The sequence below is a fragment of the Chitinophaga filiformis genome (genome assembly GCF_023100805.1).
Lineage (GTDB): Bacteria > Bacteroidota > Bacteroidia > Chitinophagales > Chitinophagaceae > Chitinophaga > Chitinophaga filiformis_B.
Genome location: NZ_CP095855.1, coordinates 2,052,058 through 2,075,297, shown reverse-complemented (window position 1 = coordinate 2,075,297; position 23,240 = coordinate 2,052,058). Strand labels below are relative to the sequence as shown.

13 protein-coding genes and 1 tRNA gene are annotated in these 23,240 nt (G+C 45.6%); 2 read left to right on the top strand and 12 right to left on the bottom strand.

The window, feature by feature from the left end:
* Positions 1-299: 299 nt before the first annotated feature.
* From MYF79_RS08700 to MYF79_RS08690, 3 genes are all read right to left on the bottom strand, one after another.
* A tRNA-Gln gene (locus MYF79_RS08700) sits at positions 300-370 on the bottom strand.
* A gap of 67 nt (positions 371-437) precedes the next feature.
* Positions 438-1,484 carry a glycosyltransferase family 9 protein gene (locus tag MYF79_RS08695; protein ID WP_247813435.1) on the bottom strand — a complete coding sequence of 349 codons (1,047 nt, stop codon included), beginning with the start codon at positions 1,482-1,484 and terminating at the stop codon, positions 438-440.
* A 3-nt stretch (positions 1,485-1,487) separates the two neighbouring features.
* On the bottom strand, positions 1,488-2,090 hold the full coding sequence (locus MYF79_RS08690) for a DUF4254 domain-containing protein (RefSeq protein ID WP_247813434.1): 603 nt from the start codon (positions 2,088-2,090) through the stop codon (positions 1,488-1,490).
* A 154-nt stretch (positions 2,091-2,244) separates the two neighbouring features.
* Between MYF79_RS08690 and MYF79_RS08685 the strand changes: the two genes are divergently transcribed.
* On the top strand, positions 2,245-2,775 hold the full coding sequence (locus MYF79_RS08685; protein ID WP_199657678.1) for an RNA polymerase sigma-70 factor: 531 nt from the start codon (positions 2,245-2,247) through the stop codon (positions 2,773-2,775).
* 21 nt (positions 2,776-2,796) lie between these two features.
* Positions 2,797-4,194 carry a S41 family peptidase gene (locus MYF79_RS08680; RefSeq protein ID WP_247813433.1) on the top strand — a complete coding sequence of 466 codons (1,398 nt, stop codon included), beginning with the start codon at positions 2,797-2,799 and terminating at the stop codon, positions 4,192-4,194.
* Positions 4,195-4,396: 202 nt separating this feature from the next.
* Here the strand turns inward: MYF79_RS08680 and MYF79_RS08675 are convergent, their stop codons facing one another.
* The 9 genes from MYF79_RS08675 to rpoB all read right to left on the bottom strand — a co-directional run bounded on the left by MYF79_RS08675 (position 4,397) and on the right by rpoB (position 23,126).
* The gene (locus tag MYF79_RS08675; RefSeq protein ID WP_247813432.1) at positions 4,397-5,182 is read right to left on the bottom strand and encodes a hypothetical protein; all 786 of its coding nucleotides are present in this window, start codon (positions 5,180-5,182) and stop codon (positions 4,397-4,399) included.
* A 78-nt stretch (positions 5,183-5,260) separates the two neighbouring features.
* The gene (locus MYF79_RS08670) at positions 5,261-6,622 is read right to left on the bottom strand and encodes a hypothetical protein (protein ID WP_247813431.1); all 1,362 of its coding nucleotides are present in this window, start codon (positions 6,620-6,622) and stop codon (positions 5,261-5,263) included.
* A gap of 57 nt (positions 6,623-6,679) precedes the next feature.
* Positions 6,680-9,826 (bottom strand): TonB-dependent receptor, encoded by a 3,147-nt coding sequence (locus tag MYF79_RS08665; RefSeq protein WP_247813430.1) that lies wholly within the window; start codon positions 9,824-9,826, stop codon positions 6,680-6,682.
* A gap of 191 nt (positions 9,827-10,017) precedes the next feature.
* Positions 10,018-10,983 carry a FecR family protein gene (locus tag MYF79_RS08660; RefSeq protein WP_247813429.1) on the bottom strand — a complete coding sequence of 322 codons (966 nt, stop codon included), beginning with the start codon at positions 10,981-10,983 and terminating at the stop codon, positions 10,018-10,020.
* Between the two features lie 811 nt (positions 10,984-11,794).
* The gene (locus MYF79_RS08655; protein WP_199657684.1) at positions 11,795-13,216 is read right to left on the bottom strand and encodes an APC family permease; all 1,422 of its coding nucleotides are present in this window, start codon (positions 13,214-13,216) and stop codon (positions 11,795-11,797) included.
* Between the two features lie 105 nt (positions 13,217-13,321).
* Positions 13,322-13,939 (bottom strand): OmpH family outer membrane protein, encoded by a 618-nt coding sequence (locus MYF79_RS08650; RefSeq protein WP_247813428.1) that lies wholly within the window; start codon positions 13,937-13,939, stop codon positions 13,322-13,324.
* A gap of 144 nt (positions 13,940-14,083) precedes the next feature.
* Positions 14,084-14,773: a DUF4397 domain-containing protein gene (locus MYF79_RS08645; RefSeq protein WP_247813427.1), complete on the bottom strand. Its 690-nt coding sequence runs from the start codon at positions 14,771-14,773 to the stop codon at positions 14,084-14,086.
* A gap of 99 nt (positions 14,774-14,872) precedes the next feature.
* On the bottom strand, positions 14,873-19,168 hold the full coding sequence (gene rpoC / locus MYF79_RS08640) for a DNA-directed RNA polymerase subunit beta' (RefSeq protein WP_247813426.1): 4,296 nt from the start codon (positions 19,166-19,168) through the stop codon (positions 14,873-14,875).
* A 148-nt stretch (positions 19,169-19,316) separates the two neighbouring features.
* Positions 19,317-23,126, bottom strand: a complete 3,810-nt coding sequence (gene rpoB, locus MYF79_RS08635; protein ID WP_247813425.1) for a DNA-directed RNA polymerase subunit beta — start codon at positions 23,124-23,126, stop codon at positions 19,317-19,319.
* Positions 23,127-23,240: the final 114 nt, after the last annotated feature.

Below are 23,240 nucleotides of genomic sequence, written 5' to 3'. Positions count from 1 at the left end.
TTACCCCATTGATCAATTTCCTGTACAACCAAAATCTATGCTTAGGCTCCACATCCCCAACAAGGTCAACTTCGGCGTAACACTTTAAAAATGCCTTACTTCCAGACTTTATATCTTAATCCTTTATCAACATGTATGAATGAAATAGTAGCAGACAGGGATTGGGTTCAACTACTCTGGATTTCAACAAACAAAAAAAGGCACTAAAAAACCCGCTGAAAACAAAAGTTTCAGCGGGTTTAAATTCGTTGAGCATTTCATGCCCTTTGATAAAATGAGTTCGGATTTCTCCTTTTCTGTTGTCCCACCAGGATTCGAACCTAGACAAACTGAACCAAAATCAGTTGTACTACCATTATACTATGGGACACCGTTATTTGGGATGGCGAAATTAGTATTTTTTCTCATTTCCCAAAAAAAAGTTTTAAAATTTCTTCTCAACCAACCACTTTCAGGACCTTATCCACTACAGCAGCAGGCGGGATCCACTCCATACAGGCATGGTCCCCCCTGAAACAGGGCTTATTGCCAAATATTGAGCACGGACGGCAGGAAAGGCTTTCCAGCTGCACTGTATTGGTCTCACTTTGCCCGAATCCCATAAAACCGGCAAATGGATGCGTAGCCCCCCAAATGGAGACCACCGGCACGCGGAACAGGGATGCCAGGTGCATATTGGCCGAATCCATACTGATCATCACATCCAGGTTGCTGATAATGGCCAGTTCCGCCGGCAGTTTGAATCGCCCTGCCACCACTACTGCTTCGGGGTATTTTATGGCCAGTGAAGTCAGTTGCGCTATCTCCACAGCACCTCCACCCATTAGCAACACCTTCACACCAGGCCGTTTTACCAGCGCGGCTAGTACCTCCTCCATCTTTGCCAGTGGATAGGTTTTTTCCTTATACGTGGCAAAAGGCGCCAGTCCTATCCATTTTTCCCCGTTTTTAGGCCCTGTAATGGCCATCAATTCGGATGTAAGCGGCTGACGGGGATATACAGGCCGGGTAGCGTTAATGGTCAGGGACAGCCCCAATTGACGGAATACGGTGGCATATCGCTCTATAGTACTGGTCAGCGGTAGCAGCACTTTCTCCTCTGGTCTCGCCAGGGCCTTCTTTTCTGCTCTTCCTTTGTCGATCACAGCTACCGGGCAGCCACTCAACCGGAAAAAGGTGCGTACGATCTGGGAGCGCAGTACATGATGCAGGTCAGCCACCGCATCTATTTTCCAGGTTTTCCTGATAGCCTTGTAAAGCCGGTATAATCCGCTAAAGCCTTTATGCTCCCCCTTCAGGTCGGCCGGAAAGAAGATCAGCCGGGGAATACCTTCACACAAAGCCTCCCAGTTCTTGTTAGACACAAAAACGATCTGTATGTCCGGATGCTGCTCCAGGACCTGCTGCATCACCGGAATGGTCATTGCCACATCCCCCATGGCGGAAAAGCGGATAGACAGTATCGTTCTCAATTGTTCTGGCATATATTATTTTCCCTTGTAAAGAACAGGGTTTAAGGCGGGATCATTGTACATTTTCATCTGCTTGTACACTTTCATGTACTTCTTACCAGCAGCAATATCTTCCAGCAGCTGGGAGATAGCGCTTCCCAGATCACTGCGCTGCTCCAGGAGAATGTCCAGCTTACGCTGGCAGGCCTCCCTGTGTTCAGGGGTAGCATCCGGACGGGTAGCTTCCTCCCGCATATGATAGATCTTTAGTGCCAGTATGGACAGGCGGTCTATCGCCCAGGCCGGGCTTTCCGTATTGATGGTGGCCCCGGCGCCCGGCTTCACATCTTTATATTTATCCAGAAAATAGCTGTCAATGTACTCCACCACATCTGTACGCTCCTGGTTGGAACGATCTATCCAACGCTTGATTTCCAATGCTTTCACAGGGTCGATCAGGGGATCGCGGATGATATCCTCCAGGTGCCACTGCACCGTATCGATCCAGTTCTTCAGATACAGCAGGTGCTCAAAAGCTGATTTTTCGTAAGGGTTCAGGATAGGCTGATGTACACTGTTATGCACATGATAATCGGCAATACTCTGATCAAATATTTGATTGTACAGTTCTGTAGACATGGGACAAAAGTATATAAATTGGCGAAATAGTCCATAGAGGGCTTCCCATCCCCCCTAAGCCGCCCTCCAAATGCAGGACTGTACAGTCTTAACATTCAAGTAACATGTAACACCTACATTTATTTTCCATTATAGCAACCACATATCAAACTATATGTCTGATAACCCATCCAGAATACTCTTTGGTCAATTATTTGAATCCAACAGGGAAAAGGTGTACCGGTTCGCATTCAAACTTACCGATGACCGGCAACGGGCGGAAGAAATCACCCAGCAGTGCTTCATCAAGCTCTGGGAAAACATGCATAAAGTACAGGAAGGACAGGATGTCTTCCCACTATTGTTCGTATTTACCAAGCACATTGTTATCGATGAAACACGTAAACTGTACCGCGAAAGAAAAACATTGACCCATATTTCCCAGCACCAACCCATCAGCAATGAGAACGCAGAAGAAAATGCATTGCTGAGAAAAGAATTCAATCAACAGGTACACAAGGTGATAGAACAAATGCCCGAACAAAGGAGGAACGTGTATATTTTGAGCCGTGACAAAGGACAAAGCAATAAGGAAATAGCCGACCAGCTTTCACTTTCACCAACCACAGTAAGAAACCATCTGACCCTTGCCCTGCAATCCCTGAAGCGGGAGCTAATGGTACGTTACGATATGGAGACCAAATAGTACAACATTAAAACACCATTTATGGACTTAAGGATTTTCCCACGTAAAATCGTATGCCTGTCAGGCATTGCGATGATCATGCTCTCCTGCCGGAAAGAAGATAAGATCATTCCGGATCCGCTTCCCACCGGCCCTGTTACACGCCTGGAAACAAGTAAGTGGATACTGGACAGCATGCGCTATTATTATCTCTGGAACACTGCCCTGCCCGAAAAAGCCGACACACAATTAGCCGCCATCCCCTATTTCAACACACTTAAACAGCCTGCAGACACATTTTCCCAGATCATTGACCTGAACGATATCCCCGGAACCAGTAAGAAAGATTTCCTGCATACCTTCGGCTTCGACTTCACCGTGGTATCTGTTAACGGAATAGAGCGCCCCCTGGGATTGCTGAAGTTTGTAATACCGGGCAGTGCTGCCTGGCAGGACGGACTAAGACGAGGCGACTATTTCACAAAGATCAATAATACACCGCTGACGCCACAAAATACGGCTGGCTTAAGTGAAGACCTCCTGGACAACCATCAAGGCACGCTTACCAAAGCTGACATTATAAACAATACAGTTAGTGAAACAAGGGAAATACCCCTGCAGGGTGCAACCTTGCAGGAAAATCCACTGTACAGCTACCAGACATTCAGCAACCAGGGACATCCTACCGGCTATATCTTCTATAACTATTTTGATGATTTCTACAACAATGCCCTGCTCGATGCATTTACTAAGCTCAAACAGGACGGCATAAAGGAATTGATCATCGACCTCCGCTACAATCCCGGAGGAAGCGTTGCAGCCGCAGCAGCACTGATTACGCTGATTGCACCGGCCACTAATGAAAACAGTATTTTAGCCAGGTATACCGGCAACGGGAAACTGGGCACACAATCCATCACTTTCGGACAGGCACTCGCTGTACCCGAAAGCAAAGTGGTGATCCCCTTCAGCAAACTGGCAACCGGCAGATCAGCAATCAGTCGCGTATTTATCCTCACTACTCCTCAGACGGCCTCCGCAGCAGAGCTTGTGATCAACAATCTTAAGCCCTACATACAGGTTATTACAATCGGAGAAAGAACATATGGAAAAGACAAGGGAGCAGTTGTTATAACTGATATGCGTAGTCCCCGCCGTTTATCGTGGGCACTGGCGCCTATTACCTACTTATTATCAAATGCAAAAGGCGAAGGAAATTATACATCCGGTATTGCTCCTGACTATACCGTCTATGAACTGAATACGCAGCCATTACTTCCGATGGGCGATCCTGCAGATCCGTTTATTGCAAAAGCCCTGGCTGTTATCAGAGGTGATGGAAGAACCACAAATTATCCAGCGGAAAGAACCACCATTCCCATTTATGATACCCGTGCAAAAGCCAGCAGGGAAAGCCGCTTAATACTGCCACGTAGATAAGAAAAGTAAAAAGGGGTTAACAAACGCCGGGGAAATCGATCTTTTTAGAAACATAGAAACATTTCATAGCGTATAGGTATCCGGGGTTAACTACAGCTAATAATCGTTGATATATTTGTATCGTTTGATTCCATCATCATACGAAGTGTAACCTTCAGCTAGCAGTTATGTATGCTATTATGAACATCCTGCTATTGTTATATCAGTAGGCAAGGATAGTGGTAGAATAATGAAAATAACTACCTCCGCCAAGATCATAGACCACCAGGTCGTTAATAAAGTGCGTAGCCATAAAATCATTGTAAGCCATTAAGCCCCCGGTTCCCATAGTTGGATCAAAAGCAGACCCCAGCAATATTTCTCCGGTAACAGGATCTCTGAGATCAAAGTAAAACATCGCTGTGCTCAGACCATATGTATAATCTATCTTCTTAAAATCAACCAACTGCCCTTTCTTAAGATGTTCAAATCTCCCAAGCGTGTCAATGCCGCCATCGGGACGCGTCCTGTACATAGTAAGTGTAAGTGAATCCGGTAATAGCGGATCTACATAATAGAAAGACCAGAGTTTCTCCGTATCCTTGATATCTTCCTGCCCCCCAATGTAAAGCGAAGGACTTGAACCTTCCTCACTACTGAGTTTGAGAATGGTCAGTACAACATTCTTCTCAGGAAGCGATAACAGGGTATCTATAACAGTCTTCCCTGTATTGGCATCCCTCACCAGGAAACGTTGCTCACTCTTGTGCTCAACAAGTTTTGTCTGACGTTCACCACTTAATAATGTGTCCCCGATCATTTCACCATCAATACTAGCCGTATAACGGGCTGAAGCACCCTCTAACGATATATTTGTTACAGTCACTTTTACTACCTCAGGAGCGGTCACCCTTTCACCGTCCTTACTGCAGGAAGTGGCCAGAAACAAAAAACCAGCAACTGCAATTGCTGTCATTACCTTCGAAAATGCATTTTTTTTGTACTTCATATTGTATTATCATTTTTTTTAAACCAGGCAGGTGATAACCATTATCCCCTGCCTGGCCGTTCATTCATCAGAAAATTTTTAGAAACCTGCAGTCCAACCAGCTAACCAGTTACCACCGGATACGCTAGCCAGAGGGAAAGCACCTCTGTAAGCTACACTTGTGTCAAAGAAGCTACCGCTGAAACCAGTGAAGTCAGCGCCACTTGCAGCAGGAGATGCTGGCAATGGAGCGAAGCTACCACCAGTAACAAATGGAGATGTTAACAGGATGTTCGCGTTTGAATTGGTTGCGTTAACCCAGATAGAGTTAAAGCCGGTCAGTGTACCGCCAACTACAGCAGGAGCAGTGAATGCATGTACCAGGTTGTTTCTGAAGAAAGCTGAATCAGCAATAGTTCCACCTGATTCCAGTGCTACACCTGTAGTATAACCCAGAATAACAGAGTTAACGATTCTGTAGCTTGAATTTCTTCTTAAACGAGCACCATTCAGTGTACCGGCAAAAGCTGAAGAAGAACCACCAACCAATGTCATGTTAGACACTTTAGCCTGTGTTCTCGGAGTCAGAGAAGAACCAGAAGCGTCGTTGTCTGATTCAATACCGTTTGCGTCAGCATAAGTGAAACCAGTTCTACGAACACCCAAAATGAACTGCAACGTACCGTTGTAACCGAAATCGAAATCGAAAATGTCGTCGTTGGTATTTAAAGAGGCCAGGTACTTAGCGTTCACAACGCCACCGAAGAATTCGAAAGAATCATCAGCTCCGTAAGAAGCTTCCAGGTGGTGCAGAACAGTACCTCTACCAACTCCACCAAAAGTGAAGCTGTTTAATTCGTTGTTAGCAGCGATAGCAGCACCAGCGTACTCGCAACGAACATAAGTTAACGAACCGGAAGATTCGCCATTGAGAGTTGTATCAGCGCTTCCGTAAGTAGCGTCGATACCAGCAGGTAAAGTCGGAGTAGAAATACCTTCGATGGTTGGAGAGAAAGTAGCGGTATTCTGGTTAGTTTTAGCGTTACCCAGAATTACGATACCACCCCAGTCGCCTACAGCAGGAGTTGCTTCAGCAGATGTGAATACAACCGGGCTGTTAGCAGTACCATTAGCGAAGATCTTACCTCCACGGGTTACAACCAATGCAGATGCTTCTGCAGCTGTTGCTTTCTTGATACCTTTAATCTGAACACCAGCAGCGATAGTGATACTACCTGTATTGGCTACATAGGTTTTACCATTCAGGAAGTAAGTACCGCTATTCAGTACGTAGTTAGTATCAGGACCGATCACCAGTGGCAGTGTTGCGCCGGAAGTGAGGTTGATGTTAACTACAGCCTGAACGTTTTTGTTTGGCGTCTGAGAATCCAGTGCTTCTTTTTTACAAGCACCGAATGCGATTACGGACAATGCAGCCGCAACAGTCATGAACTTTTTCATGGTTTTGATCTTTAGGGTTTAAGAGTTTTTTAGAATTTATAAAGATGATATGAACGCTTAGAAATTATAGGTCAGGTTTAAACTCATATTCCGTCCTTTAAACCACTTGTGATACACATAATCCAGTTGCTTGTTATACGAGAGACCTTTAGGATCATTGTTTACATTCTCTTTCAGCAAAGCTGGTTCATCCAGGTCTACAAACGATCCGCCACCACTTGAGTAAGGGCTCGTTGCAGATATATTTTGGTATATCACATAATCCTGTTGTAAAAGATCACTGATATTGAACCTTACCTGTAGTTTATTTTTCAACAGCATCGCACTCAACTGCAGATCCACTACATCCCTCGGCTTTTCATACTGGTCCTGGTAAGGGAAAACACCGCCACTCACAATGCGCCTGCCATATTTATTATAACTAATGTTAGCGCCGATCACCTTTCCGAAATAACCTATCCCACCATTGATCACATAAGGAGATAAACCCTGCAATGCACGTTTACGTGTGTCTGGTGTATTACCTGATGGTGCACCACCAACTGCATCAGATGCTGCTTTTATCAGCGACGCTACATCATAATTCACCTTCGCATTCATCCAGGAACCGTTTGCGCTTACATAAATATTTTTCAGCCAGCCGGATGCCGGGGATATAAAGCCTAAGGACTTGCGCAGATCAATTTCTACGCCGTTGTTTGTTGAACTCTTCAGGTTAAAATAGAAGTAGATCAACTCAGGAGAACCCAGCGCAGACACTAACTCTACCGGACTATCAAACTTCTTATGGAAAGCAGATACTGATATTATTTCTCCTGGTCCCGGATAATATTCATACCGCAGATCAAGGTTGGAGATCTTTGCATCTTTCAGCGATGTTGCGCCACGATAGATACTTCTCTCCCGGAACTCATAGTAAATGAATGGCGCCCTTTCCCTGAAATCTGCTCTTGCCAGTGTCTGTGAATAAGCAAACCTGATATTCATGGCAGGCGTGAGACTATACACAAGGTTGAGGGACGGTAACCAGTCAGTACGTTTATATTTAACAACCGTATCAACAGGAAGACCGGTTACAGTGCTGAAAGAAACACCGGTGATCTTCATTGCATTGCTTTCCATACGCACACCACCGATGAACCTGAACTTTTTAAGGAAATTAATGTCCACCATTCCATAAGCAGCATGTAATTTCTGATCACCTTCATAATTTTCTGCATTCTCTCCTGCTCCGGTGCTCGTCAGCTTATAGGTAAGATATCCCGGCTTCAGTAATGATTGCATCTGGTAATCAGCTAAACCATATGTCGCGTTCCTGATCGAATCGGGATTCCCAGTGGGGTCATTAAACAAACGAAGGGAGGTCGATTTAAAATCTGCCTGGCGGAAGTTACCGGCATATCCAAACTTGATGAGCTCATTCGCATCCTTTATTTTGAATGGGACCGAAAAATTCGCTGCAGCATTCTGTCTTCTCTCTTCCAGTCTTGAGTTAAAGATATTCAGTCCCTGCGTCATGTAGCCGTTATTGTCGGTCAATACGTACTCATAAAATCCCTTAGGACCTTCCACATGATATCCCTTCGATGCACGGGTATCAGGCTGATCCCTGTTCACGGTGATATAGTCGCCGGACCAGTCGATCTTCAGGTGTTTTCCCAGCACATGTTCACCTTCCAGCCTGTTCTGCAGTAATTCGTTAATGATGGTAATAGAGTTGTAGTATTGCACCGCATTACGGTCAGTACCACCCACTATCAGGAAATTGAACTCATTTCCATAATATACATCAGTCTCATTCTGAAATCTTCTGTTATAAAGATTCTTGAATACGATCTTATGGCCTTTTGTCTGAAAACCGATATTAGCAACTGCTCCTAATGCGGTATTGAACTGATATGCACGGGAACTGCTATCGTAGTGATAATTGGTTGGCTGAAAACGTTCTTCATTCATGATCTGCTCCTCATGGCGATAAGTGGCCGCCAGTGTAATGCCCAGCGTGGATGATTCCCTGATCTTTATTCTTCTTCCCAGCGACAGCTGATAGTTCTGAACAGGAGAATAGCTATACTTATGCAGTCCCCAGTTGTTGGGAATATTGGCATTCATTTCACTCATCTTGGCATAGTTGCCGGCAGCAGCGTACTTACGATATTCGTCAGCATTCCATTTCTTATTCCACCACTTACGGTTGCCATCATCAAATCCCAGATAGTCTTTATCGCCCCGCTGCGTTGCATAAAAATCCTTTCCTGTACTATTCGTATTGAATCCGCTACCCAATGTTATAGAGGCAAAATTCTCTACTGGTATATCTCTCGTATTTACCTGTACCAGACCTCCTGCAAATTCAGCAGACATATCAGGCGTGGACGTCTTATTCACAATGATATTGTCTATCAGACCGCTTGGTACTACATCGAAAGAGAAATTACGGCGGTTGGGTTCTGTACTTGGAAGATTTGCACCATTCAGCATTACGTTATTGTAACGTTCACTGAGCCCGCGCACTGTTACGAATTTGTCATCCTGTACGGTTAGTCCGCTCACACGTTTCAACACCTGCGCTGCGTTATTGTCGGGAGTTACCTTTATCTGCTCAGCACTGATACCGTCAGACAATGCTGCATTATTCTTTTGTATAGCATACAAGCCTTCTACTGAGGCTTTCTGATAACTGGCAGTGATCACTACTTCTTTTAAGGCAGAAGAAGAAGGCGCCATCACTACGTTCAGAGGAGTGGCCTTCTTTTCACTTACAGTGATATCAGTGATCCTCTTTGTTGTATATGAAATAAAACTGAATTCCAACGTGTATTTTCCCGGCTCCAGCGTCAGCTGATAAGTACCGTCAACCGAAGTGAGCGTACCTTTTCCACTGCTGGTCTTTACTGTTACTCCGGGTAATGGTTCATTCTTATTATCCACTACCTTTCCACTGATGAACCCATTCTTTACCTGTGCAGGTTTTTCCTGCATACCTTGCCTGATCACTATTTTGTTTTCGCTGTACATGATGTCCAGCGGAGCTCTTTCATCTAACCACTTCAATACATCTGACAGCTTGTTATTTTCCGTTTCTATAGCTTTTACCTGGCACCTGGCAAGATACTCCGGGTCATATACGAAAGTATAATTAGTCTGTTGTTGCAATGATCTGATAATTTCAGCTACTGATGTAGTGCCTACTTTCAACTTCACGCTCTCATTCAATTCGTTATACAATTGTCCCGCAAGTACTGATGATTGCCCGCATATAAGAATAAATAGGTTAAAAAAGATTGATACAGGCATAAAGATCCCCTTACAAAATCTGTTGATCGATTTTTGCATTTTGTTTTGTCCGATTTTATTTAATAATGCCTTTGTGCTAAGCTATATGGTTGCCGCTTTTATTTTCTTTTGATAATATAGTGGTTAGTATCCGCGCCGCATTCGTATGAAAAACGATGTACGTAGCTAAGTGTCTTTAATATAGATTTTATTGATTGTGTACTGTTGAATACACCAGATATCTCTTTTTTAAGCAGTTTCTTTTCCTTTATGGTAATCTTACAATTGTACCTGTTCTCCAGCATGGTGAAAGCATCTTCCAGTGTTGTTTTGTCAAAGACAAGCTTATAGTTCTTCCATCCCAGTACCACATTACTGTTAAATGCATGAGGTTCTCCGGGCTGTACTCCTTCTATGTACTCTATCATTTCACCCGGCTTTAGAATATGCCTGAACGGATTGCCTTTCAACATATGGCTCACCGCTACTTTACCCGTTACAAGGCTTATCTGGATCGCGCCATTTGCCCTGTTATCTGTTGAAATATTGAATGAAGTGCCTAATACGGTGGTTACCAGTGAGGCAGTATGTACGCGGAAAGGAGCTACCTGTTTGCTCACATCAAAATATGCTTCACCCTGCAACCATATATCGCGGTTCACACCATTATACTGCCTGTTATACACAATAGATGAATTTGCATTCAGCCATATGTTGGACCCATCAGTCATATGCACCAGCCGTACGGTATTTGTGTTATTGACGATTGTATCCGTCAGCAATGCCATCTTCACTCCTTTCTCCCGGCGTTGAGTGGTCCAGAGCCAGGACAGGACACTCAACAGTATCAATAAGGCTGCTGCAGCACCAAATACAGGCAGAAGATGGCTTACAGACTTACCCTTCTTTTGAGGCGCAGTCATCGGCACCACCGGTACGTCTGACACATCTTCACTGGCCTGCAGAAAATATTCGTCAGCCTCGGGCGTTACATCTCTTTCGAGATAAGCAGCTACTATTGCTGCTTCTTCATCCGTACAAAGACCTTTAAAATATTTATCCAGTAACTGTGCGTTTATTTCCATTTTCTTGAAATGCAGGGCGTCAATATTGTTTTTTGACCCAATACAATAAGAGTACGATTACAAAAGAAAGATGTCCCAATTAAAAAACGGAGTTCATAATTCCTTAACATTAATACCTGGTGGCAGTATCACCCCTATACAGCTGTCCTGGCAGTGAGGCTTTCCTAGGTATTGCATTTACCTTCCGGGCACAAAAAAAGCGTATGGTAGATACCATACGCTTGTTGTTAAGATTGTCATGTGAATGTTCGAGAATGCAAATCGTGTAGGCTTTTAATGGTCATTATGGGGTTCAGTGATTTTATTCAAATCATCTTCACTCCCACCCAATGAGAAATAATTGCCTTTATAAATATCTTTATTAAATGTTGTTCTTGATGTTGTTTGTTGTCGGCATATAGTCTTCTGATGTTAACTTTCGTTTCAGTACGTGCTACCTATCGTCAAACAATGTGATAAATATTTATTCATACATACATCATTTAATGAATGTTTGAACATCTATTCTTTCCTTTCTACTCCTGTATTCTTGCGGGCTTCCACTTTAGTGAACTATGATAGGTTCCCTCCCCTTCTATTCATTGCTCCTTTGGAAAAGCAATGCTCTTTGTTGACAAAGGGTTTTCTATTCATACGTGTCGTTGCGTCAAGGGTTACACACAAATCAATCCTCTATTTCCGGAAGTCTTCATGCAAATTACATCAATTCACTGAAAGTTCCACAGCAGTGGGATAAATTTTCAACCGTTTTACATACAACTTTTGTGTCAAACCCGCATTATTTTTATCCAGATTAGCTTTCCCGCAAGCGTTAAGCTGTTTTTTGTGTCTTCATGGCCAGGTAATACAGCGGGAAACCAATAACGATTATCAACAATCCGGATAAAGCATAGCCGCTCTCAAAACGAAGTAACAATAACGCCAATACGGATGCTACCACAATATACGCCATTGGTAACACAGGATAGCCAAATGCTTTATATGGACGTGGAATATCCGGGCGTTTGTTGCGTAACACAAAGATACCAGCAATTGTGATAACATAAAATATAAGTACACCAAAAATTACCATTACCAGCAAATCATTGTATTTACCAGTCAGACATAACAAAGATGCCCACACGCATTGTATCCATAACCCATTGGCGGGTACGTTGTTGTCATTCAGCTCAGCTGCTTTTTTAAAGAACAGCCCGTCCTCTGCCATAGTGTAGTAAATACGCGCACCGGACAAGATCAGCCCATTGTTACACCCGAAGGTGGAAACCATGATCATAACTGCAATCACCAGGGAACCACTACCACCAAAGATCTGCTCGGCTGCAACAACAGCCACACGGTCTTTCGCCGCAAAAGCAATATCATGCATTGGCAGTACGGCCAGGTACATCAGGTTAGCGCTCACATAAACAATGGTTACCAGCAGCGTACCCAGGAATAATGCACGGCCTATATTCTTTTGCGGATTTTTAATCTCAGCAGCGATAAAAGTAATATTGTTCCAGGCATCACTACTGAATAATGAGCCCTTCATAGAAATCGCAATTGCGCCACACAAAGCAAGCCCGGACAGCACTGAGGTAACTACCTGTCCATCTACCTGTGTCAGGCTCACAGCGTCCCAGGCATTTGTCCAGTTAGCATTCCATACCTCCTGTTTGGCTCCCAGCAGGAAACCGAATATGATGAGACCAAACAGAGACAGCAATTTCGCCAGCGTAAATACGGTCTGGATGATCTTGCCACTCTTTATACCGCGTGTATTGATCCAGGTAAGCAGTATAATAGAAATGATTGCCACTATCTGCGCAGCAGACACTTTCACAAAACCGGCGTTCAGCAGTATATGCTCTTCACTAAAGGCTGGAATGAGATAAGAGGAAAACTTGGCAAACGCTACTGCCACCGCCGCAATGGTTCCCGTCTGGATCACGCTGAACTGCGTCCAGCCGAACAGGAAAGCGACCAATGGATTATAGGCTTCGCGCAGGTAAACATATTGTCCTCCTGCTTTCGGATACATGCCAGATAACTCTCCATAGCTCACCGCTGCGATAATCGTAACGATACCGCCCAATACCCACATCAATGTTAACCAACCTGCAGAACCCACGTTACGGGCTATTTCTGCAGATACAAGGAATACGCCGGACCCTATCATGGAACCAGCTACGATCATGGTTGCATCCAGTAAACTTAAACTGGGGCGAAAGGCTGTGTTGTGGTTTTCCATATGTTCTGTGTGTCTATATGATTAAAAAAATCCCGTCTCAGTACTGTTTACGAGACGGGATTCCAATTTATAATTATTTTTCAAACGTTTTTGCTATAGCAACTATTATTTTTTCTCGGTAGTTGATGCATTTGCTTCGTTCAGGCCCTTAATTACTTCATTTGTAATATCATACTTCTCATCTTTGTACAAAACATTGCTGGCTCCGGTACGGTACGAAAGGATATAGGCATAACGTTTATTGCTGTTATACTTAGCCAGGAAATCGTTCAGCCTTTTCTGCAGTTCTTCGTTGAACTTGTTTTCCTGCTCTGCGTACTGGGAACGCATATTCTGCGCCTTGCCTTCCAGCTGCTGCTGTTTGTTATATAAAGCACGCTGGGTTGCTTCTCCCTCTGCCTGCGTCATAGTATTAGCTCTGCGTTGAAAATCAGCCGCTTCGTTCTGTAATGCGCGTACATTAGCCTGCAGTTCATTGTCAATAGCCTGCTGCTTTTTCTCTAACTCTGCCTTTTTCTCTTTAAAATATTCATAGTGAGCTTCAACGGTATCGATATCCACATATGCAATGATAAAGCCGTTATTAGATGCAACACTGCCGTCCTTGGCAGCCGCCGCCGGACTATTGTTTCCCTGTTTGTTAGTCTGTTGGCAAGCAATAAATGTTCCGGCTGTCAGTACCGCTAGTAATCCGCTTTTCACAAGTTGTTTAGTAGTGCGCATGTTGTTAGGTGGATTTTTTAATCTCCTTAAATACATTTTTAAAATTGAACGGCTAAAATAAGGTTTTTAGATGATTATACTTAGTCCCCGGCTTTCTTAACAACACTTTCACATATAAATTTTTTCCCAGCTCCGGAAGCCCCGTTAATGCGCGAATGTCGTTAGTTTGAAAGAATTTGCCTTCAATGCGTCCCCGTAAGCGATAATGGTATACTGCTTCTGGTCCTGGATTTCATAAGTAGGACTGTTAGTCCCCGTCAGGCTCAGGGAAGAGTCTGCATAACGGATGTCCACATTACGGGTCCCTACCGGCACTTCTATGAAATCAGAGGCGGCCTGGTAGCTCAGACGCCGGAAATACCGTACGCCATCCACATAGAAATCCTGGGTCAGCCGCGTAGCCGCATTTACATAGGTATCGCTCAGGTTAACAAACCGTAACTTGCCATAATTGGGCTTGGAGGCTCCCAGCACATCCTCGATAAGCCTCAGCTGCAGTACTCCGCTGTTGTTCTGCGACAGAAATACAGAATAATAATGCCCATTCCGTAAGCTGACCTCCCCGCCTCCTATTACAGTAGTATGATTCCCTGCACGATAGATGTTCATTGTATAACGCTTCGCCAGGAATGCATGATAGCCGGTACTTTCTCCGTATCCCAGCTCAGTGCCGATACTGGTGGTATCTATGGTCACGTCAAATTCCTGGTCTGGCACCGCTGTAAAGAAATTAATATGGGAACTGGTCTCCGGTATAGAGCTGTCACTCTTCTTACTGCAGGCAATAACACCTGCTGCTATTACTAACAATACTAAATAAAGCCCTTGCTTCATAACTATCATCCGGTAGTTTAATTGGCGGAAAGTTACAGGTAAAAAAAATGTCCCGTGCGTAATGCCGGGACATTTTTTTTATACATGAGTGTATCTCTTCTATTCTTCTTCGTCAAACTGGAACACTTCTTTGGAAGACGCCAGGATATCATATTCTTCTTTGGATCCTACGATCATGTTTTCGAACTCACGCAGACCTGTACCTGCAGGTATCAGGTGACCGGTGATTACGTTCTCTTTCAGGCCGAGCATGTCATCTGTTTTACCGTTGATGGCTGCAGAAGACAGTACCTTGGTTGTTTCCTGGAAGGATGCTGCAGAGATCCAGCTGTGAGTACCCAGGGACGCCTTGGTAATACCCTGTAACAGCGGGCTGGAGGTAGCCGGTTTTGCATCACGGAATTCCACCAGTTTTTTATCCTGACGGCGCAGCAGGGAGTTTTCTTCCCTTACCTGGCGCAGGGTAACGATCTGACCAGCTTTCAGCACGGTAGATTCACCGGCTTCTGTAACCACCTTCTTATCGAAGATATTGTCGTTTTCTTCAAAGAATTCAAATTTATCGGTAGTGTCACCTTCCAGGAAGCGGGTATCGCCCGGATCCTCGATGTTCACTTTACGCATCATCTGACGTACGATCACCTCAATGTGCTTGTCGTTGATCTTCACACCCTGTAAACGGTATACTTCCTGTATCTCATTTACCAGGTATTCCTGAACAGCAAACGGTCCTTTGATGGACAGGATGTCTGCCGGAGTGATAGAACCATCAGACAACGCTGTACCAGCTTTCACGAAGTCACCGTCCTGTACCAGGATGTGACGGGTCAATGGCACCAGGTATTTCTTGATATGACCTTCACGGCTTTCGATGATGATCTCACGGTTACCACGTTTGATGTTACCGAAAGCTACCACACCATCAATTTCAGATACGATGGCAGGATTGCTTGGGTTACGTGCTTCAAACAGTTCCGTTACACGTGGCAGACCACCCGTGATGTCTCGCAGTTTTCCAAGTATACGAGGAATCTTAACAATTACCTGACCAGCTCTAACAGCTTCACCCTCTTCAATTACGATATGGGAGCCTACCGGCAGGTTATAAGATTTCACCTCCTTATTACCGTCTACATAGATAGACGGGATCTTATTCTTGTCTTTGGTTTCAATTACCACTTTCTCACGGTGACCAGTCTGCTCGTCAGCCTCTTCACGGAAGGTGATACCTTCGATGATGCTGTCGAAACGGATGTTACCTGCGATCTCAGATACGATAACGGCGTTGTATGGATCCCATGTACAGATCATGTCACCTTTCGCAACTTTCTGTCCGTCTTTTACCAGCAGGGTAGATCCGTACGGAATGTTGTTGGTGATCAGCAACCTGTCGTTCTTCACGTCCATGATACGTAATTCACCGGTACGGCCAATTACCACCTGAACTTTTTCACCCTCGTTGTTTTCGTATGTAGTAGTACGCAGACCATCGAACTGGATAGTACCGTCGAATTTAGCCTGTAAGCCGGTATCCACAGAAGTAGAACCAGCCACACCACCCACGTGGAAGGTACGCAGTGTCAGCTGTGTACCAGGCTCACCGATGGACTGTGCCGCAATGATACCTACAGCATCACCACGCTGGGTCACATAACCGGTAGCGAGGTTCTTACCGTAACATTTCACGCACACGCCTCTGCGGCTTTCGCAGGTCAGCACGGAACGGATCTCTACAGTATCAATAGAACTGTCTTCGATACGGTGAGCGATATCTTCGTTGATCAGGCTACCCGCTTCAACGATCAGCTCCTCTGTATGAGGATCGAATACGTCGTGCAGGGATGTACGGCCAAGGATACGGTCGTACAGTGGTTCAACCACCTCTTCGTTATCTTTCAGTGCAGAAGTCGCAATACCACGGAGTGTACCACAGTCTTCTTCATTAATCACCACATCCTGTGCTACGTCCACCAGACGACGGGTCAGGTAACCCGCATCCGCCGTTTTCAGTGCCGTATCCGCAAGACCCTTACGGGCACCGTGCGTAGAGATGAAGTATTCCAATACGTTCAGACCATCTTTAAAGTTGGACAGGATCGGGTTCTCGATGATCTCAGAACCGGTAGATCCACTCTTACGCGGTTTTGCCATCAATCCCCTCAGGCCGGCCAGCTGTTTGATCTGCTGTTTGGAACCACGCGCACCGGAATCAAGCATCATGTACACAGAGTTGAAGCCCTGTTTGTCATTCGCCAGCTCACGGATCAGCGTTTCAGTTACTTTGGTGTCCACACGGGACCAGATATCGATGATCTGGTTATAACGTTCGTTATTCGTGATCAGACCCATGTTATAGTTATCCCATACTTCATCCACTTCGCTGGAAGCACCATCGATCATGTGCTGTTTCACTTCGGGGATGATCAGGTCATTGATATTGAAGGACAATCCACCACGGAACGCGGTACGGAAACCAAGCTGCTTGATATCATCCAGGAACTTCGCAGTCTTAGGGATATCAGTGTACTTGATAATGTCGCCAATGATCTCACGCAGGGATTTTTTGGTCAGCAGTGCATTCACATAACCAGCTTCTTTTGGAACGTGCTGGTTGAAGATCACACGGCCTACAGTTGTTTCGATCAGCTTAGTTTCGAGTTCACCCTTGTCATTACGTACAGTCGCTCTTACGCGGATGTTCGCATGCAGGTTTACCCGCTGCTCGTTATAAGCGATGATCACCTCTTCTGCAGAGTAAAAAGCCTTACCTTCTCCTTCTACTTTTTCAGTAGGAGTAGATTTCTTGCCTTTGGTGATGTAGTACAGCCCCAATACCATGTCCTGTGAAGGCAGGGTGATAGGCGTACCGTTCTGCGGGTTGAGGATGTTGTGTGATGACAGCATCAGTAACTGTGCTTCCAGTATCGCAGCATTGCTGAGCGGTACGTGCACGGCCATCTGGTCACCATCAAAGTCGGCGTTGAACGCAGAACACACCAGTGGGTGGAGCTGGATCGCCTTACCTTCCACCAGTTTAGGCTGGAACGCCTGTATAGACAAACGGTGCAGGGTCGGAGCACGGTTTAACATTACAGGATGCCCTTTCAGTACATTTTCCAGGATATCCCAAACCACTGCTTCTTTTCTGTCAACCAGCTTCTTCGCTGATTTTACCGTTTTAACGATACCTCTTTCTATCAGCTTACGGATAATGAACGGTTTGAACAGTTCAGCCGCCATATCCTTAGGCAAACCACACTCGTGCAGTTTCAGTTCAGGACCTACCACGATAACGGAACGACCGGAGTAGTCAACACGTTTACCCAACAGGTTCTGACGGAAACGACCTTGTTTACCTTTCAGTACGTCAGACAGGGATTTCAGTGCACGTCCACCTTCCGCTTTCACCGCATTTGATTTACGGGAGTTATCGAAGAGGGAGTCAACTGCTTCCTGCAGCATACGTTTTTCGTTACGTAAGATCACCTCTGGCGCCTTGATCTCGATCAGACGTTTCAGACGGTTGTTACGGATAATTACCCTGCGGTACAGGTCGTTCAGGTCGGAAGACGCAAAACGGCCACCATCCAATGGAACCAACGGACGCAGTTCTGGTGGTACTACAGGAATATATTGCATCACCATCCACTCAGGACGGTTTTCAACACGGCCATTTGCCTCACGGAAAGCTTCCACCACGCTCAGACGTTTCAGCGCTTCTGCTTTACGTTGCTGGCTGGTTTCAGTTGCCGCCTGGTTACGCAGCTGGTAAGAAAGGCTATCCAGGTCTATTCTGGCCAGCATCATTTCTACCGCTTCAGCACCCATCTTGGCGATGAACTTGTTTGGATCCTCGTCAGGCAACAGCTGGTTGTCTTTCGGCAGGGTATCCAGTATGTCGAGATATTCTTCTTCTGTCAGCAGGTCGCCGTAGTTCAGGCCTTTCTCCTGTTTAGCGCCAGCCTGTATGATCACGTACCTTTCGTAGTAAACGATGGTTTCGAGTTTCTTGGAACTCATCCCCAGCAGGTAACCGATCTTATTTGGTAATGATTTAAAGTACCAGATGTGTACAACAGGCACAACCAGGCGGATGTGGCCCATTCTTTCACGACGTACCTTTTTCTCTGTTACTTCCACACCGCATCGGTCACACACTATACCCTTGTAACGGATACGTTTGTATTTTCCGCAATAGCACTCATAGTCCTTTACGGGGCCGAAGATCCTTTCACAGAATAAACCATCACGCTCCGGCTTGTAAGTACGGTAGTTGATGGTTTCCGGCTTCAGCACTTCCCCATATGAGCGCTCCAGGATTGAATCCGGAGAAGCCAGGCTGATGGTAATGCTGCTAAAGTTTGATTTAGGACGATTTTCTTTCTTGATGGCCATTGTATGTTGTTTAAAGAAAATTCACATGTTATTCAGTCCGCGGGCATAGACAACGTCCATGTAGACCGTGTCTGATTATCTAAAGCCTAAGGCCCATAGTCTAAAGCGCTTGCTTAAGACTATGGACCATCAGCTTATGGACTAATTATTAATCAAATTTCAAATCCAGACCCAGACCGCGGAGCTCATGTATCAATACATTGAATGATTCCGGTACGCCTGCTTTTGGTATGTTATCGCCTTTAACGATAGACTCATATGCTTTGGCTCGGCCTACAATGTCATCGGACTTAATGGTTAACAGCTCCTGCAGGATATTGGATGCACCATATGCTTCCAGTGCCCACACCTCCATCTCACCAAAACGCTGACCACCGAACTGCGCCTTACCACCCAACGGCTGTTGTGTAATGAGACTGTATGGTCCGATAGAACGGGCGTGCATCTTGTCATCAACCATGTGGCTCAGCTTGAGCATGTAGATCACGCCCACAGTAGCTTTCTGGTGGAAACGCTCACCGGTTTCGCCATCATACAGGTAAGTATGGCCGAAGCTTGGCAGACCTGCTTCGTTGATATAGTTGGCAATTTCCTCAGTAGTAGCACCATCAAAGATTGGCGTTGCAAACTTCACACCCAGTTTCAGACCAGCCCAACCAAGTACTGTTTCGTAGATCTGTCCAAGGTTCATACGGGAAGGTACGCCCAATGGGTTCAGTACGATATCTACCGGTGTACCGTCTTCCAGGAATGGCATGTCTTCATCACGCACGATCTTCGCAACAATACCCTTGTTACCGTGACGGCCCGCCATCTTATCACCCACTTTCAGCTTACGTTTGCTGGCCAGGTATACCTTAGCCAGTTTCAGTACGCCTGCTGGCAGCTCATCACCAATTGAAATGTTGAACTTCTCACGTTTGTAACGTCCCAGTTCCTCATTGTACTTGATGTTATAGTTGTGCAGCAGTGTGTTGATCTGATCGTTGGTCACCTCGTCGGTGGTCCAGCCGAGCGGATTCACGTTCTGGAAGTCGATGTTAGCCAGGTTCTTGGAAGAGAACTTCGAGCCTTTTGAGATCAATACTTCACCGTAAGTGTTGGTGATACCCTGAGAGGTTTTATCCTTCAGCAGTGTCAGCAACTTACTCATCAGCACTTCCAGCAGGTCTTCTTCGTTCTTCTGGTGTACTTTTTCCAGTTTCTCCAAAGCCGCTTTTTCGCGGGTCTTGGAGTTCTTGTCTTTCTTGGCGCGGCTGAACAGTTTCTTGTCAATTACCACACCTTCTGTGCTTGGAGGCGCCTTCAGAGAAGCGTCTTTCGCATCAGAAGCCTTGTCACCGAAGATCGCACGCAGCAGTTTTTCTTCAGGAGAAGGATCAGATTCACCACGTGGGGTGATCTTACCGATCAGAATATCTCCCTCCTTAATGTGCGCACCAACACGGATGATACCGTTCTGGTCCAGATCTTTGGTAGCTTCTTCACTTACGTTCGGAATATCCGGGGTCAGTTCTTCCTCACCCAGTTTCGTATCACGTACTTCCAGTTCGTATTCATCGATGTGGATAGAAGTGAAGAGGTCTTCACGGCCCACACGCTCAGAGATTACGATCGCATCCTCAAAGTTGTAACCTTTCCATGGCATGAACGCCACTTTCATGTTACGGCCCAGCGCCAGTTCACCACCACGGGTAGCATAACCTTCTGTGAGGAAGTCCCCTTCCACCAGCTGCTGTCCTTTCTTAACGGCAGGACGCAGGTTGATACAGGTGCTCTGGTTGGTTTTAACGAACTTGGTCAGCTGATATATCTTCAGGTCATCTTCAAATGACACGAGTTTCTGCATTTCATCACGCTCATAACGAACATGAATTTCATTTGCATCCACGAATTCAACCACACCTTTACCTTCAGCGGTGATCTGCAGACGGGAGTCGCGTGCTGCTTTACCTTCCAGACCGGTACCTACGATAGGCACCTGCGGGTTGATCAGCGGTACGGCCTGACGTTGCATGTTTGATCCCATCAAAGCACGGTTGGCGTCATCGTGTTCCAGGAACGGAATCAGGGAGGCGCTCAGACCAACGATCTGGTTCGGAGCAACGTCCATGTATTCAACCTCACCTTTATCCAGGATCGGGAAGTCACCGGTTTCACGGGATTTCACCTTATCATTGACAAAGTTGCCGCTTTCATCCAGTGGTGCGTTTGCCTGTGCGATCTTTACAGAATCTTCTTCTTCAGCGCTCAGGAACTGTACTTTTTCCATGTCTACTTTACCTTCATTCACCTTACGGTAAGGCGTTTCGATAAAGCCCATGTCATTCACTTTCGCGTGTACGCACAGTGTGGAGATCAGACCGATGTTCGGACCTTCCGGTGTTTCGATGGTACACAGACGGCCGTAGTGGCTATAGTGTACGTCACGCACCTCGAAACCTGCTCTTTCACGGCTAAGACCACCGGGTCCGAGTGCAGAGATACGACGCTTGTGCGTGATCTCAGACAGCGGGTTGGTCTGATCCAGGAACTGGCTCAGCTGGCTGGTACCGAAGAAGGAGTTGATTACGGAAGACAGTGTCCTTGCATTGATCAGGTCCACCGGAGTGAATACCTCATTATCACGAACGTTCATTCTTTCACGGATGGTACGGGCCATACGGGCCAGACCAACACCAAACTGCGCATATAACTGTTCGCCCACGGTACGCACCCTACGGTTGCTCAGGTGATCGATATCATCGATCTCCGCTTTACTGTTGGTCAGCTGTACCAGGTATTTAATGATCGCGATGATATCTTCTTTGGTCAGCACTTTCATGTTCAGCGGTGTAGGCAGACCCAGTTTCCTGTTGATCTTGTAACGGCCTACATCTCCGAGGTCATAACGCTTGTCAGAGAAGAATAATTTATCGATGATACCCCTTGCTGTTTCATCATCCGGCGCATCGGCACCACGCAACTGGCGGTAGATGTGCTGAACTGCCTCCAGCTCGGAGTTGGATGTATCTTTATTTAAAGTATTGTAAATGATTGAGAAGTCGCCGCTCACCTCTTCTTTCTGCACAAACACGCTTTTCACGCCCATATCCACGATCGTCTCAATATTCGCTTCGTCCAGGATACTGTCACGTTCCAGCATGATCTCGTTACGCTCGATGCTCACTACCTCACCGGTATCTTCATCCACGAAATCTTCTACCCAGCTTCTGAGTACGCGTGCACCCAGTTTCTTACCGGCATATTTTTCCAGGCTCTTCTTGTCTGCTTTTACTTCGTCAGCCATTCCAAAGAGCTGCAGAATGTCCTTGTCTGTTTCGTAGCCGATCGCACGCAGAAGGGTAGTTACAGGGAACTTCTTCTTACGGTCGATGTAAGCGTACATCACATTGTTAATGTCAGTTGCAAACTCCATCCACGCCCCTTTGAACGGAATCACCCTTGCCGAGTAGATTTTAGTACCGTTTGGATGTATGGACTGTCCGAAGAATACACCAGGAGAACGGTGGAGCTGAGATACTACCACGCGCTCTGCGCCATTGATCACGAATGTACCTCTAGGGGTCATGTAGGGTATATTCCCGAGGAATACGTCCTGCACAATCGTCTGGAAGTCAACGTGCTCCTCATCGTTACAGCTCAGACGTAATTTCGCCTTCAGCGGTACAGAATAGGTAAGCCCACGTTCAATACATTCCTCTATAGTATATCGCGGAGGGTCTACAAAGTAGTCCAGAAACTCCAGATTAAAGATGTTGCGGGTATCTGTAATCGGGAAGTTCTCCTTAAATACTTTAAAAAGGCCTTCATTGTTACGTTTGTCTGGTGTGGTTTCTAACTGGAAGAAATCCTTGAAAGATTGGATTTGGATAGCCAACAGATCCGGTGTCTCAGTAACTTGTTTGATCTTTCCAAAATTTACTCTTTCGTTTGTTTGGGCTTTTTTTAGAGACATATTCGAAGTTAGCAGTTATATTAACTTATATAATATTGTGAAGTAAATCACAACATGAATCGGGGAAATTAAGACATCTTTGCCAAATACCCTCAAAAATTTCTGTCTTCTCTG

Coding starts and splice junctions, on each gene's coding strand:
- MYF79_RS08695 (WP_247813435.1), bottom strand. CDS start 1,484: ATGCCAGAACAATTGAGAACGATACTGTCTATCCGCTTTTCCGCCATG.
- MYF79_RS08690 (WP_247813434.1), bottom strand. CDS start 2,090: ATGTCTACAGAACTGTACAATCAAATATTTGATCAGAGTATTGCCGAT.
- MYF79_RS08685 (WP_199657678.1), top strand. CDS start 2,245: ATGTCTGATAACCCATCCAGAATACTCTTTGGTCAATTATTTGAATCC.
- MYF79_RS08680 (WP_247813433.1), top strand. CDS start 2,797: ATGGACTTAAGGATTTTCCCACGTAAAATCGTATGCCTGTCAGGCATT.
- MYF79_RS08675 (WP_247813432.1), bottom strand. CDS start 5,182: ATGAAGTACAAAAAAAATGCATTTTCGAAGGTAATGACAGCAATTGCA.
- MYF79_RS08670 (WP_247813431.1), bottom strand. CDS start 6,622: ATGAAAAAGTTCATGACTGTTGCGGCTGCATTGTCCGTAATCGCATTC.
- MYF79_RS08660 (WP_247813429.1), bottom strand. CDS start 10,983: ATGGAAATAAACGCACAGTTACTGGATAAATATTTTAAAGGTCTTTGT.
- MYF79_RS08655 (WP_199657684.1), bottom strand. CDS start 13,216: ATGGAAAACCACAACACAGCCTTTCGCCCCAGTTTAAGTTTACTGGAT.
- MYF79_RS08650 (WP_247813428.1), bottom strand. CDS start 13,939: ATGCGCACTACTAAACAACTTGTGAAAAGCGGATTACTAGCGGTACTG.
- MYF79_RS08645 (WP_247813427.1), bottom strand. CDS start 14,773: ATGAAGCAAGGGCTTTATTTAGTATTGTTAGTAATAGCAGCAGGTGTT.
- rpoC (WP_247813426.1), bottom strand. CDS start 19,168: ATGGCCATCAAGAAAGAAAATCGTCCTAAATCAAACTTTAGCAGCATT.
- rpoB (WP_247813425.1), bottom strand. CDS start 23,126: ATGTCTCTAAAAAAAGCCCAAACAAACGAAAGAGTAAATTTTGGAAAG.